The following is a 12,040-nucleotide window of genomic DNA, read 5'->3' on the forward strand; positions in this document are numbered from 1 at the left end:
CCTCCCGATCATGTGCGCTTCAGCACTTCATATCATCAGCAGGCGCAGATCAGCCCGCGCAGGGCGGTCTCCAGGCAGGTGCCGGTCTGGGCGGGCACGGGCCACGGGAAGCGCACCAGCGTGTCGTCCACGCGTACGGTCGCGCCGTAGCGGTCCAGCTCCCACAGCCACGCCTCGCCGACCGGCGTGCCCAGGTGCGCGGCCACGGCGCCCTGGAGCTGCGCGCGGTGCGACTCGTTCAGGTGGGCGAGCACCCGTTCGGCGGTCTCGGCCAGCGGGTCGGGCTCGGCCTCCAGGTACTCGTCGGCGTCGAGCACGCCGGAGTCCTGGCCGGTCAGGTAGACGACCTGGGCGACGTCCATTCTCATGAGCCGGGGAGCGCCGGGCTCGCCGTACCGCTCGATGGCCTCGAACAGGTCCTCGTCGGCGCACGCGGTGGCGACCGCGACGGCGGCGGCGCGCGTGTCCTCCTCCGGTACGGCCAGCACCCACCCCTGCACCTCGACCAGCCCGCGGGGGTGCTCGACGGCGCCCAGCAGCCGGGTGGCGGTGAGGTTGACCGCGATCACCGCGTCGCCCTCCAGGCCGTGCAGGCGCTCGCCCGGCTTGACCAGCAGCACGGGACGGCCCTGTTCGTCCACGCCGCCGCGGGCGGGGAAGGGGACGCCGTCGAGGGTGAGCCTGGCGACGCCGGCTCCGGAGGCGAGGGTGCGGATGCGTTCCGCGATCGGCGGCATGCAGGTCTCCTTGAGTTCACACGCTGTAGTAGGTTAGCCTTGCCTAAGTAAGTATTACCTAACCACATTGAGGTGAACATGCGCTACACCGGGCCGAAGGTGCGGCTGTCCCGACGGGCAGGCGTCCCTCTGACCAGGAAAGCCGTGCGGTACTTCGAGGCGCGGCCGTACCCGCCCGGAGAGCACGGCAGGAAGACCAGCCGCCGCAACACCGGCGACTACGGCATGCGGCTCATGGAGAAGCAGAAGCTGCGCTGGTACTACGACGTCTCCGAGCGCCAGTTGCGCCGCTACTGGGACCTCGCGGTACGCAAGGAAGGCGCGTCAGGCGCCGAGCTGGTGACCCTGCTGGAGACCCGCCTGGCCTCCCTCGTGCTGCGAGCCGGGCTCGCTCCGTCGATCTACGCCGCCCGCCAGTACGTCAACCACGGCCACATCACCGTGGACGGCCGCAAGGTCGACATCCCGAGCTACCTCGTCAAGCCCGGCCAGGTCATCGCCGTACGCCAGAAGTCGCGCGCGATGCAGCCGTTCGTGGCCGCGGCCGAGGGCATCTACGCCGACGACCGCCCCGCCGGGTACCTCTCCGTCGAGCTGTCCGAACTGCGCTTCACGCTGGTGAGCAAGCCGCAGCGCGAGCAGATCGCCATCCCCGTCGAGGAGCAGCTCGTGGTGGAGTTCTATTCTCGGTAGGCGTGAGTGACGTAGGCGCGACTGAAACGGCGGACCGCCACGCGAGCTGGCTGGAGCTCTTCTTCGACCTGGTCGTCGTCGTGGCGGTGGCCCAGCTGGCCCACCGCCTGCTCCATCCGGCCTGGCCGGGCGTCGCGCTGTTCGTGATGCTCTACTACGCGATCTGGAGCATCTGGACCTCCTTCACGATCTACGCCAACGTCCGCGCGGGCAAGACCCGCACCCGAGCGATGCTGATCGGCATGTTCGGCATCGCGGTGATGGCCGCCGCCGCGCCCGACGTGGCGCACGCCGTGCCCGGCGGCGGCAACCACGACGACTGGTTCGCCGTCGCCTACGTCGTCTGCCGGCTCAGCGGCTCCCGCTCCATCCAGAGCTCGGGGGCCGTCGTGACCTCGTGGCCCGCCGCCCAGCTCGGCGCCGGCCTGGCCCCCTGGATCGTCTCCTTCTGGACCCCCGCCCCCGTCACCTACTGGCTGTGGGCGCTCGGCATCCTGCTCGACCTGCTCTTCACCCTCCAGAACGCCCGCCACCCCGGACGGCTCCTGCAGGCTCTGAAGACGCAGTCCGAGCGGCTCAAGGAGCGCGCCAGGCGGCACGACGGCGACGGCCGCCGCCCTCCGCGCGAGATACCCGCCCCCTACGAGGCCGTCCTGCACACCGCGCACCTCGGCGAACGGCTCGGCCTGTTCGTGATCATCGTGCTCGGCGAGGCGGTCATGCAGATCGTCGTCGAGGCCGGTGGCCAGGACTGGAGCACCGAGCTCAAGCTCGCGGCCGCGGGCTCCTTCGCGCTGGTCGTGTGCCTGTGGTGGGTGACGCTGCAGTACGGCGTGACCGCCGTGCCCGAGGCGAGCGAGCGGGGACTGCCGCCGTCGGTCGCGCTGCCCGCCCACTTCGTCATGACCGCCGGGCTCGTCGCTGCGGCGGCCGGGCTCGGCGCCGTCGTGGCCCAGCCCGTCGAGCACCTGCACCCCGGGATCCGGTGGGTGCTGTGCGCGGGCCTGGCCGTGTACTTCGCCGCCTCCGCCGTGATCGGCGTCGCCACCGGGGCGCGGCGGCTGTGGATCTGGGCGTGGGCGCTGCCGGCCACCGCGGTCCCCGTGCTGCTGGGGCTGCTGGGCGGACCGCTGCCCGCCTGGGCGGTCGTCGCGGTCCTGCTCGCCGCCGCGCTGTGGCGGGTCGCCTACCGCCCGCCCGCCACAGCACCCACAGCCCCGTCCCCGGCCTGAGCCGCCCTCACACGAGGGCGGCGTTCTTGCGCGGCAGCAGGACGAAGGCGCCCAGGTAGATCAGCCCGGCCACGATGAGCAGGCTCTGGTAGCCGATCACCAGCGCCACGTACTCCAGGCAGCCGCCGACCATCGCGCCCAGCAGGTTGGCGCCGAAGGACGTCGTGGCATCGGCCGAGTCGGCGAACCGCTTGGCGAACACCACGTTCGCCGCGAAGATCGGCAGGAAGGCGACCGTCACCGCCGCCACCGCGCGCAGCGGCGTGGGCAACGACAGCAGCCACGCGTTCGGCACCAGCCAGGCCAGGACGAGGCCGGCCAGCAGCACGCCGTACATCACCCTCAGGGGAGGGGTGCGGAAGCGGCGGGTCACCTCGACGGCGGCCAGCACGGCGACCAGCACCCCCGCGAAGACGACCGCGTTGACCACCCACGTCGTGCCGAACAGCAGCGCGAAGCCCGTCACGCTCTTGGTCTCCAGGAGCAGGAACCCCACGCCGAGCAGGAAAAGATCCGCGTAAGGGCGCATTCTCCGGTACGGCCCCGCCACCACCCGCACCGCCAGCAGGCTGACGAGGAGGATGAGGCCCAGCGTGATCAGGTAGATCGCCGGGATCGTCCGGTCCTTCAGATACAGGAAGGGCCGGTCGTCGGGCGCCGGAGCGGGCGTCCCTGCCGCGGCGCCCGCCCATTCGGCGGCGCAGCGCTGGGCCTGCGGCGTGACGCCCGAGGTGATGACGGCCTGGTGCCCGGCGGTGCTGACCACGTCCACGCAGGGTTTGTGGCCGAAGGCGCTCTGCACGGTGGAGGCCAGCCGGTCCACCAGCCAGCTCTCGCGGTAGTAGTTGTACATGGAGAACGCCCCGCCCGGTTTGAGCCGTTCACGGGCGGCCTTGATCGCCTCCTCGGTGAACAGGTAGCTCTCCAGCCGCAGCGAGCTGGCCCCGGGCACCAGCGTGAGCGAGTCGGGCAGCGCGAACAGGATCAGGTCGAACCTGCGGTCGGTCTGTTCCAGGAAGGCCCGCCCGTCGGTGATGTGCGTGGTCACGCGCGGATCGGAGTAGGGCTTGTCCGGATGCAGCTCGCCGCCGAGCTGGCGCAGCTTGGGGTCGATCTCGACCGCGTCGACCGAGGTGGCCCCCTTGGACAGCGCGATGGCCACGTCGGTGCCGCTGCCGGCGCCCACGATGAGGACCTCGCGCGGCGGCGCGGCGGCCCGCTCGTACGGCAGCGCGTACTGCCGCTCGATCTGCAGCCGCGTCTCGGCCGGCATGGCCTGCTGGTGCGGGATGCCGTTGACCGAGATGTCGTAGACGGGCATCTGGTACGGCATCCGCTTGTAGGTCACCTTGTAGTAAGGCGACCACAGGGCGCCGGCGGTGACGCTCTCGGCGGCCAGCAGCCCGGCCACGAGCATGGCGGGCAGCGCCACCAGCCCCCAGTACGGCACCCACGGCTTCGGCGTCAGCAGCAGCAGGAAGCAGACGGCCGCGATCGTCCCCCAGACCACGGGCGGCGCCGACAGGAACGACAGGCCGGTGAAGACGCCGATGCCGGTGAGGCTGCCGATCAGGTCGTAGCGGTAGGCCTCGAGCCGGGGCAGCTCGGGGAAGCAGCGCCCGACCAGCTCGGCCGGCCCCATGAGCGCCAGCGCGGCGGCCACGAACACGATGGGCAGCGTGACCCAGGCCGGCGGCCCCTCCATGGACAGGCTCGTCCAGTACAGGACGCCCTCGGTGTCGCGGTTGACGGTCACGGGGAAGGCCAGCACCACGCTGACCAGCACCGCGAGCACGACCGGCGAATAGTACGGCTGCCGCTTGGTCCGCCCGACCCGCAGGAATCCCAGCCCGATGCCGAGAAAGGAGCCGAGCAGGACAAAGTTCGTGAAATAACTCAAATGGACGATATTCGAGCCTGTCCACCGGATCAGCGCGAGTTCGAGGAAAAGCATGAACGCGCTGGCGAGTATGAGGCGCGGTCGCACGGCCAGCCAATGCCCGGAAGCGGACTCCTGAGGGGCGGCCAGCACCTGGGTGGTCATGACGACTCACCGTAGTTTACGGACCGAAACCAAGGAAGGCTGACGCCCCAGAACAAAAGTCGTCCTGTTAGCGAGCTATGGGGCATTTCAGCAGGTCAAACCTGTGACGATGCGCTGGACGCGCCGCGATGGATGAAGGAATGTTGGGAGGTTCGTTCCCTCCAAACGTTCGGTGGTGTCCCCATGCGGGTTCTGATTCAGCTCCGCCCTTCCCCCGATCTGGTCGCGGCGGTAGCCGACCCCGGCCAGACGGCCACCACGGCAGACGTCGCCGACGGACTGCCCGGAGTCGAACTCGACTCCGCCTTCGTTCCCGTCGCCGTGCCACGGCCCGTCCCCCTGCCCGGCGGCGACCCCCTCTCGCTCAACCAGCCGCTCGACTTCTCCCTGGCCGCCGAGGACGCCTCGGTGCTCGTCCGCGGCACGATCTCCGACGACGAACTGGCCACCCGCGTCACCATGCTGCCCACGATCCGCCCCGACGTGGTCGGCGTCTTCGCCGACCCGGTGATCGAGTCCAGCCTGACCTGCGGCGGCGACCCTCCGGTCGGCGACTGGCACGACGTCGAGCGGCTGATCAACGCCGCCGGTCTTGCCGCCGAGGGGCTCGACGGCTCCGGGGTGGCGCTGGCCGTGCTCGACACCGGCATCAACGCCGCGCACGTGGCCAGGCACCTCGGACGCGGCGTCACCCTCGACGCCGAGCGCAGCTGGAACCCCGCCGGGGTCACCGGACGACCGGGGGAGTTCGAGGTCGACCACGGCACGATGTGCGCCTTCGACACGCTCATCGGCGCGCCGCAGGCCAGCCTCATCGACATCCCGGTGCTGCTGTCGACCCGGCCGGGCGGCTCGGCGCTCGACGGGCTGCTGTCGGACGCGGTGGCCGCCTTCGCGCACCTGCGCACCGTCCTGGACGCCCAGCCCGCCGACTCCAGGTCGCTGGTGATCAGCAACTCCTGGGGGTCGTTCTCGCCCTCCTGGGACTTCCCCGTCGGCCACCCCGGCAACTACTCCGACAACGCCGCCCACCCGTTCAACCTGATCGTGGCCAGCCTCGACCGGGCGGGCGCCGACGTGCTGTTCGCCGCGGGCAACTGCGGGCGCGAGTGCAAGGACGGCCGCTGCGCCTACCCCGACCGGCCCATCGTCGGCGCCAACTCCCACCCGAGAGCGCTGTCGATCGGCGGCGTCGACGTCGGCGGCGAGCGGGTCGGCTACTCCTCGCAGGGACCCGGCCGGCTGACCGCCCGCAAGCCGGACATCTGCGCCTACACCCACTTCTCCGGTTCCAAGGCCTTCGGCGACACCGAGCCCGACTCCGGCACCTCTGCCGCCTGCCCGGTGGCCGCGGGCCTGGTCGCCGCCGTCCGCACCCGCTGGCCGTCCTCGCGGCTGTCGCCCGCGCAACTGCGGGCCCTGCTGCGCCGTACGGCCGAGGACCGCAGCGAGGTCGGCTTCGACTACGACTACGGTTACGGCATCGTCGACACCGCGGGCGTCATCGCCGCGCTGCAGCGCAGGGCCAAGAGCGTAGCCTGAGGGCTATGGTCCTCATTACCGTACGGCTGCCGCCGGGCGCGACGCTGGAGGACGCGATCAGCAGGCTCGGCCTGGCCGAGGAGGACGTCGACATCGCCTACGGGCTGGTGCTCATCGACCCCGACCTCGGCCTGTACGGCCTGCGGGTGACAGAGGAGGCGGGCCGCAGAGCCGGCCCGCCCTTCTCCGACCCCAAGATCGAGCCCTACGGCCCGCCTAAGCGTTCTCGCGATGGAAGACCCGGGCCCCGATCACCAGGCTCACCGCCGTGAACACCACGACGACGGCGAGGCCGGTGACGACCGTCGCGTTCCAGTAGTGCCCGGCGAACAACTCCCGCATGGCCTCCAGCACGTGCCGGAACGGGCTGACGCGCGAGAGCGCCTCCAGCCAGCCCGGCGCCATCGACATGGGCAGGAACGCCCCCGACAGCAGCATCAGAGGCACCACGGCTGTCGTCATCACCGGGGCGAACAGGTGCTCGTCGAGCGTGAGCGCGGCCGCGTACGACAGCGCCGCCAGGCTCACCCCGAGCACCACCACCAGTACCATCGCCGCCAGCACCCCGGCGACCGGCGCCCGCAGGCCGAGCGCGTAGGCCGCGGCCACCAGCAGCACGGTCTGGATCACCAGCGTGAACGCGTCGTTGAGCACCCGGCCGAGCAGCAGGGCCAGCCGTGAGGCGGGGGTGACGCGCAGGCGCTCCAGCACGCCCGAGCGCCAGTCGAAGACGATGCCGAAGCCGGCCAGGCCCGCGCTCAGCAGGCCGAGCTGGACGATCAGGCCGGGCACGAACGTCTCCCAGTCGCCGAACGTGGCGAAGATCGGCCCGAACAGCACCAGGAAGAACAGCGGCTGCACGGCGGCGACCAGCAGGCCGACCTTGTGACGCAGGCTGTTGCGCGTCGTGTGGTGGAACAGCAGCCAGGTCTCGCGGATCGCGGCGGCGCTCACGCGGTCACGTCCTCTCGCAGCGAGCGGCCGGTGATGTCGAGGAAGGCCTCGTCGAGGGTACGCCCGCCGCTCTTGAGCTGCGACGGGGTGCCTTCGGCCACCACCACGCCATGGTCGATGATGACGATGCGGTCGCACAGGGCATCGGCCTCGTCGAGGTAGTGGGTCGTCAGGAAGACGGTGGCGCCGCCCTCGCGCAGGGCGCGGATGTGGGTCCACAGGTTGGCCCGGCTCTGCGGGTCCAGGCCGGTGGTGGGCTCGTCGAGGAAGAGCAGGACCGGGTCGTGGACCAGGCCGAAGGCGATGTCGAAGCGGCGCCGCCGCCCGCCGGACAGGGCGGCTCCGGGCGTCGATTCCAGGCCGGTCAGCTCCAGGCGGGCCAGGACGTCGGCGATCCTGGCGCGGGCGGCCGGGCGGGACAGGCCGTACAGCATGGCGTGGAGTTCGAGCTCCTCGCCGACGGGGCCGGCGAGGCTGAGCCCGCCGTGCTGGGAGACGTAGCCGACGCGGCGGCGTACGGCGCGCGGGTCGGACAGCAGGTCGTGCCCGGCGACGGTGGCGCTGCCCGCGGTGGGGGTGAGCAGCGTGGTGAGCATGCGCATGGTGGTGGTCTTGCCCGCGCCGTTGGGACCGAGGAAGCCGACGATCTCGCCCTCGTCCACGTGGAGGTCGACGCCGCGTACGGCCTCCACACCGCTCTTGAACGTCTTGCCGAGGCCCTTTGTGGTCAACATATTTTTAGGGTAACTGAAATTTTGGTGTCACTGCAAACTTGGTAGCATTGAAGGCATGGAAGAGGGGCTGCGCGAGCGCAAGAAGCGTGAGACGAGGGAGCGCATCGCGGACATGGCGATGGGGCTGTTCATGATGCGGGGGTTCGAGAACGTGACGGTGGCGGAGGTCGCGCGGGCCGCCGACATCTCGGTCAACACGGTCTTCAACTACTTCCGCACGAAGGAAGACCTGTTCATGGACCGCTGGGACGAGGTCGAGGACCTGCCGAGCAAGGTCGTGCGCGAGCGCGGGCGCGGCGAGAGCGTGCTGGCCGCCTTCCGCCGCGACTTCCTCGACGCCCTCGACACGGGCGACTGGCGCTACGGGCTCAACGAGGGCGCCGAGGAGTTCGGCAAGCTGGTCGGCGACAGCCCCTCGCTGATGGCCAGGATGCGGGAACTGGAGGACGCCACGGACCTGCGGCTGGCACGAACGGTGGCCGAGGACGTCGAGGCCGACCCCGACGACCTGTCACCCCGGCTGGTGGCCGCGCAGATCCTGTCGGTCACCCGGATGTTGTCCAGGCTCGCGGTACGCCGCAAGCAGGCGGGCGAGAGCTGGGGGGAGATCCTGCCCGACGTCAGAAGGCGGGCCGAAGCCGCCTTCGACCTGCTGGAGAACGGGATCGGCCGCTACGGGGTCAGGAGCTGAACGCGCCGGCCAGCAGGGCGAAGCCGAACAGCAGGATGTACCCGCCGACGATCAGGCCCATGAGGCAGGTGCCGATGATGCCGCAGATGCGGCCGGCGTTCACGTTGCCGCGGTTCTCGTAGTAGTAGCCGCTGGAGTCGATCTCGCGCAGCGCCTTGTTGCCCATCGCCCAGGCGAACGGCCCGAGGAACAGGCAGATCACGAGGCTGAGGATGCCCAGCACGAGGATCGTGGTCCCGTTCGGGTGGGTCATCGGCGGCGGGCCGTAGGGGGAGGGGCCGTGGGGATAAGCCATAGGAGCGTTTTCTACCACATGAGATCGTTGACCGAGCGCTTGCTTGTGTCCTAGCGTGGGCCGGGTGAAGGCGTTCTTCCAGTGGCTGTCGGCGACGTCGTGGTTCCCCAAGGTCGCGCCCGTGGTCGTGCCGCGTATGGACCGCCTCGTGCACCGGCTCACCCGCGGCCGGCTCGCCAGCGACGTGGTCACCCCCGTGCTGCTGCTGGTCACCACCGGCGCCAAGAGCGGCCAGAAGCGCTCGTCGCCGCTGGCCTGCCTTCCCGAGCGGGACGGAAGCATGCTCGTCGTGGGCAGCAATTACGGCCGCCCGCAACACCCTTCCTGGACCGGCAATCTGCTCAAGACCCCCGAGGCCGCCGTGAGCTTCCGCGGCGCCACCTTCCCCGTCCTCGCGACCCTGCTGGAGGGCGAGGCGCGGGCCGCCGCCTGGCCGGACCTGCTGGCGATGTGGCCGGTCTACGACCACTACACGCGGGTATCGGGACGGGAGTTACGGGTGTTCCGTCTGACTCCGATGCGTTGATCAACTGTTTATCTACCGTCCATAAGTGTTACGTCATCATGGACGGGTCTTGATCAACCTTTGGGGAGCCTGCACGTGCGTGACCGCATTCGCGCCTGTATCGAACATCAGCGCTTCCAGCGCATCATCATCACCGTCATCCTCGTCAACGCGGCCACACTCGGCCTCGAGACCTTCCCCTCGATCGTCGCCGAATACGGCACGGCCCTGCGCGTCATCGACCACGCCGCCCTCTACGTCTTCGTCGCCGAACTGCTGGCCAAGCTCTACGTGGAGCGTTCCCGGTTCTTCCGCGACCCGTGGAACATCTTCGACGCCCTCATCGTCGGCGTCGCCCTGGCCCCCGCCAGCGGCAACCTGTCCGTGCTGCGGGCCCTGCGGGTCCTGCGCGCGCTGCGCCTCATCTCCGCAGTCCCGAGCCTGCGGCGGGTCGTGTCCGCCTTGCTCCGCGCCATGCCGGGGATGAGCTCCATCGTCGTGCTCCTGGCGCTGGTCCTGTACGTGGCCGCGGTCATGAGCACCAAGCTGTACGGCGCGACCGCCCCCGCCTACTTCGGCGACCTGCAGACGTCCCTGTTCACGCTGTTCCAGACCATGACCGGCGAGGCGTGGCCCGACATCGCCCGCGAGGTCATGACCGTCCACCCGGGCGCGTGGGTGTTCTTCGTGGTCTTCATCCTGCTGTGCTCGTTCGTGGTGCTGAACCTGTTCATGGCGGTGGTCGTCAGCGCCATGGAGGAGGAGTCGGCCGAGGAGCGCGCCGAGCTGGAGAGCCACGCCGAGATGTCGGCCCGGCTGATCCTGGACGAGCTCGCCGCGCTGCGCAGGGAGGTGGCCGAGCTGCGCGACTCCAACGGCCTCTGGCCCGACGAGGCCGGCTCGCCGGCCGGCCGCTAGCCGGGTCTTCCGGCCCGTTAGCTCAGCCCGCAGAGCTCCGACAGGCTCTTGGCGGACTTGTTGGTGTTGCGGGTCGGGGTCTCGGCCGGGGCGGCGGCGCCGTTCCGTGTGGGGGTGCCGGAGGCCGAGGGGGCGGCCGAGGCGTTGGCGACCTGCGTCTTGCGGGCCGGCTTCAGCGAGTCGGTGAGCGCCTTGGCCGACGCCTTGCGGATCTTGATCCAGTCGGGGCGGCCCGAGTAGAACTCCGGCGGCACGAACTGCAGGCTGGTGATCCTGGCGCCCTTCACCTTCACGGCCAGGTTGACCAGGTGCTCCAGCAGTTCGTGCGGGATGTTCGTGGAGGCCATGCGCTTGGCGGCGCGGGCGACCTTCTCGAAGTTGCTCAGCACCTTCATGGGCGTGGCCTGCTGGGCGAAGGCGCCGATGACGCAGCGCTGGCGGGCCATGCGGGAGAAGTCGTCGCTGCCCACGCGGGAGCGGCCGTACCACAGGGCCTCCTCGCCGGACAGGACGCGGGTGCCGGCCTTGATGGTGCCGGCGGTGCCGTACAGGCCGCCCCAGGGGATGTCCCGCTCGACGCGGATCTTGAGGCCGCCGATGGCGTCGACCAGGTACGCGAAGCCGTACATGTTGACCAGGGCGTAGTAGTCGATCTTGAGGCCGAGTGTCTGCCCGATGGCGTCCATGAGGACGCGGGGGCCCTTGTTCTTGCCGCCGGCGACCTGCGGGTTGTCGTTGGCGAACTTCCAGACCTCGTTGAGCAGGCCGCCGTTGGGCAGTTCCGCCTGGAAGCCGTTGGGGAAGTGCTTGGCCATCGGGGTGCCGGCCGGGAAGCGTATGTGCTGCAGGTTGCGCGGGAGGCTGAACAACACCGTGTTGCCGGTCTGCACGTGCACGCTGGCCACGGTCATGCTGTCGGTGCGCACCCCGTCGCGGTTGCCCGCGCCGTCGCCGCCGACCAGCAGGAAGTTGACGCGGTCGCGGCCGTTCCAGGGGTCCTCCTGCTTGACCGGCGCGATGTCGGGGTCCTTCTGGCCGCTGGGAAAGATCTGCTGGAGCGCGTCCTGGCCGCTCATCACGAGCTGGGCGGTCAGGGCGAAGGGCGACATGACGGCCACGCCGAGGATGCCGACGGCGATGCCGGAGACGATCTGCCCCTGCTGCCCGAGCTTGCTGGGGCCCAGCGCGATGTAGGAGGCGAGCATGAGCGCGAACCACGCCAGCGCGCCCACCGCCGCGAGGACCGTGATCGCGGTCGTCCAGCCGATGAAGATACCGGGCCGGGTCATGTTGATCAGGACGATGGCCAGCGCGGTCAGCAGGATGACGGCGTAGACGCCGATGAGCGTCAGCCCGATACGACGGCGCCCGGCGCGCAGGTGTGCGGCGCCGGGCACGAGGACGGAGAGCATCGTCCAGCCGAGGACGGAGGCGAGCGTGAGGGGCTTGGCGAAGCGGGGGGCGGCGGACTTGGGCCTGCCCTCCCCGGCCGGCCGGGCGCCGCGGGTGCGGCGTGTTGCCCGCCGTTTCCTGTCCGCGGGCACGGTGCCGACCTCTTCGTCCTTCGTCACACCGGCTCCTTCAAGCATTTACCAGGCAAAACCCATGACTTTGCCCCCGGTTGCACAAGATTGCCAGATTCTAGCCCCCATAAAGGGACATCACAGTCAACTGGCCAATCTGAGATGAACGAAG

General features: G+C 70.2%; 13 protein-coding genes. 7 read left to right on the plus strand and 6 right to left on the minus strand.

Going from position 1 to position 12,040, the window contains the following annotated elements; genetic code table 11:
- Nucleotides 1-35 precede the first annotated feature (35 nt).
- Nucleotides 36-737: a DUF2470 domain-containing protein gene (locus ACFWYW_RS38850; protein WP_379616411.1), complete on the minus strand. Its 702-nt coding sequence runs from the start codon at nt 735-737 to the stop codon at nt 36-38.
- Nucleotides 738-815: 78 nt separating this feature from the next.
- Here ACFWYW_RS38850 and rpsD point away from each other — a divergent pair, with 78 nt between their 5' ends.
- Entirely contained in the window at nt 816-1,430 is a 615-nt protein-coding gene (gene rpsD, locus ACFWYW_RS38855; RefSeq protein ID WP_379616458.1) for a 30S ribosomal protein S4, read from the plus strand.
- 2 nt (nt 1,431-1,432) lie between these two features.
- Entirely contained in the window at nt 1,433-2,662 is a 1,230-nt protein-coding gene (locus ACFWYW_RS38860) for a low temperature requirement protein A (RefSeq protein ID WP_379616409.1), read from the plus strand.
- A 7-nt stretch (nt 2,663-2,669) separates the two neighbouring features.
- Here ACFWYW_RS38860 and ACFWYW_RS38865 read toward each other — a convergent pair whose 3' ends face one another.
- Nucleotides 2,670-4,706 carry a spermidine synthase gene (locus ACFWYW_RS38865; RefSeq protein ID WP_379616407.1) on the minus strand — a complete coding sequence of 679 codons (2,037 nt, stop codon included), beginning with the start codon at nt 4,704-4,706 and terminating at the stop codon, nt 2,670-2,672.
- A gap of 183 nt (nt 4,707-4,889) precedes the next feature.
- Between ACFWYW_RS38865 and ACFWYW_RS38870 the strand changes: the two genes are divergently transcribed.
- Both ACFWYW_RS38870 and ACFWYW_RS38875 read left to right on the plus strand, forming a co-directional pair.
- Nucleotides 4,890-6,248, plus strand: coding sequence for a S8 family serine peptidase (locus ACFWYW_RS38870; protein WP_379616405.1), 1,359 nt, complete (start codon nt 4,890-4,892; stop codon nt 6,246-6,248).
- A gap of 5 nt (nt 6,249-6,253) precedes the next feature.
- Nucleotides 6,254-6,520, plus strand: a complete 267-nt coding sequence (locus ACFWYW_RS38875; protein ID WP_379641206.1) for a hypothetical protein — start codon at nt 6,254-6,256, stop codon at nt 6,518-6,520.
- Here ACFWYW_RS38875 and ACFWYW_RS38880 read toward each other — a convergent pair.
- Both ACFWYW_RS38880 and ACFWYW_RS38885 read right to left on the minus strand, forming a co-directional pair.
- Nucleotides 6,465-7,202 (minus strand): ABC transporter permease, encoded by a 738-nt coding sequence (locus ACFWYW_RS38880; protein WP_379616401.1) that lies wholly within the window; start codon nt 7,200-7,202, stop codon nt 6,465-6,467. The genes ACFWYW_RS38875 and ACFWYW_RS38880 overlap by 56 nt on opposite strands.
- The gene (locus ACFWYW_RS38885; protein WP_379616399.1) at nt 7,199-7,936 is read right to left on the minus strand and encodes an ABC transporter ATP-binding protein; all 738 of its coding nucleotides are present in this window, start codon (nt 7,934-7,936) and stop codon (nt 7,199-7,201) included. Before ACFWYW_RS38885 ends, ACFWYW_RS38880 begins: the two co-directional genes overlap by 4 nt.
- Before the next feature lie 55 nt (nt 7,937-7,991).
- On the opposite strand from ACFWYW_RS38885, the gene ACFWYW_RS38890 reads away from it, so the two are divergent.
- The gene (locus tag ACFWYW_RS38890; protein ID WP_379616397.1) at nt 7,992-8,627 is read left to right on the plus strand and encodes a TetR/AcrR family transcriptional regulator; all 636 of its coding nucleotides are present in this window, start codon (nt 7,992-7,994) and stop codon (nt 8,625-8,627) included.
- Here ACFWYW_RS38890 and ACFWYW_RS38895 read toward each other — a convergent pair.
- Nucleotides 8,617-8,922, minus strand: coding sequence for a DUF4190 domain-containing protein (locus ACFWYW_RS38895; protein ID WP_379616395.1), 306 nt, complete (start codon nt 8,920-8,922; stop codon nt 8,617-8,619). The genes ACFWYW_RS38890 and ACFWYW_RS38895 overlap by 11 nt on opposite strands.
- A gap of 64 nt (nt 8,923-8,986) precedes the next feature.
- Here ACFWYW_RS38895 and ACFWYW_RS38900 point away from each other — a divergent pair, with 64 nt between their 5' ends.
- Complete coding sequence (locus tag ACFWYW_RS38900) at nt 8,987-9,448, plus strand: nitroreductase family deazaflavin-dependent oxidoreductase (RefSeq protein WP_379616393.1); 462 nt, start codon at nt 8,987-8,989, stop codon at nt 9,446-9,448.
- A gap of 75 nt (nt 9,449-9,523) precedes the next feature.
- A complete protein-coding gene (locus ACFWYW_RS38905) occupies nt 9,524-10,345 on the plus strand; it encodes an ion transporter (protein WP_379616391.1) in 822 nt (273 codons plus the stop codon).
- A 17-nt stretch (nt 10,346-10,362) separates the two neighbouring features.
- Here ACFWYW_RS38905 and ACFWYW_RS38910 read toward each other — a convergent pair whose 3' ends face one another.
- Complete coding sequence (locus tag ACFWYW_RS38910; protein ID WP_379616389.1) at nt 10,363-11,916, minus strand: LCP family protein; 1,554 nt, start codon at nt 11,914-11,916, stop codon at nt 10,363-10,365.
- Nucleotides 11,917-12,040: the final 124 nt, after the last annotated feature.

This window comes from Nonomuraea sp. NPDC059023, from assembly GCF_042740095.1.
Classification (GTDB): Bacteria; Actinomycetota; Actinomycetes; order Streptosporangiales; family Streptosporangiaceae; genus Nonomuraea.

Excerpts from the sequence above, each read along its gene's own strand:
- ACFWYW_RS38850 (WP_379616411.1), bottom strand. The coding sequence starts at position 737 with ATGCCGCCGATCGCGGAACGCATCCGCACCCTCGCCTCCGGAGCCGGC.
- rpsD (WP_379616458.1), top strand. The coding sequence starts at position 816 with ATGCGCTACACCGGGCCGAAGGTGCGGCTGTCCCGACGGGCAGGCGTC.
- ACFWYW_RS38865 (WP_379616407.1), bottom strand. The coding sequence starts at position 4,706 with ATGACCACCCAGGTGCTGGCCGCCCCTCAGGAGTCCGCTTCCGGGCAT.
- ACFWYW_RS38870 (WP_379616405.1), top strand. The coding sequence starts at position 4,890 with ATGCGGGTTCTGATTCAGCTCCGCCCTTCCCCCGATCTGGTCGCGGCG.
- ACFWYW_RS38875 (WP_379641206.1), top strand. The coding sequence starts at position 6,254 with ATGGTCCTCATTACCGTACGGCTGCCGCCGGGCGCGACGCTGGAGGAC.
- ACFWYW_RS38885 (WP_379616399.1), bottom strand. The coding sequence starts at position 7,936 with ATGTTGACCACAAAGGGCCTCGGCAAGACGTTCAAGAGCGGTGTGGAG.
- ACFWYW_RS38890 (WP_379616397.1), top strand. The coding sequence starts at position 7,992 with ATGGAAGAGGGGCTGCGCGAGCGCAAGAAGCGTGAGACGAGGGAGCGC.
- ACFWYW_RS38895 (WP_379616395.1), bottom strand. The coding sequence starts at position 8,922 with ATGGCTTATCCCCACGGCCCCTCCCCCTACGGCCCGCCGCCGATGACC.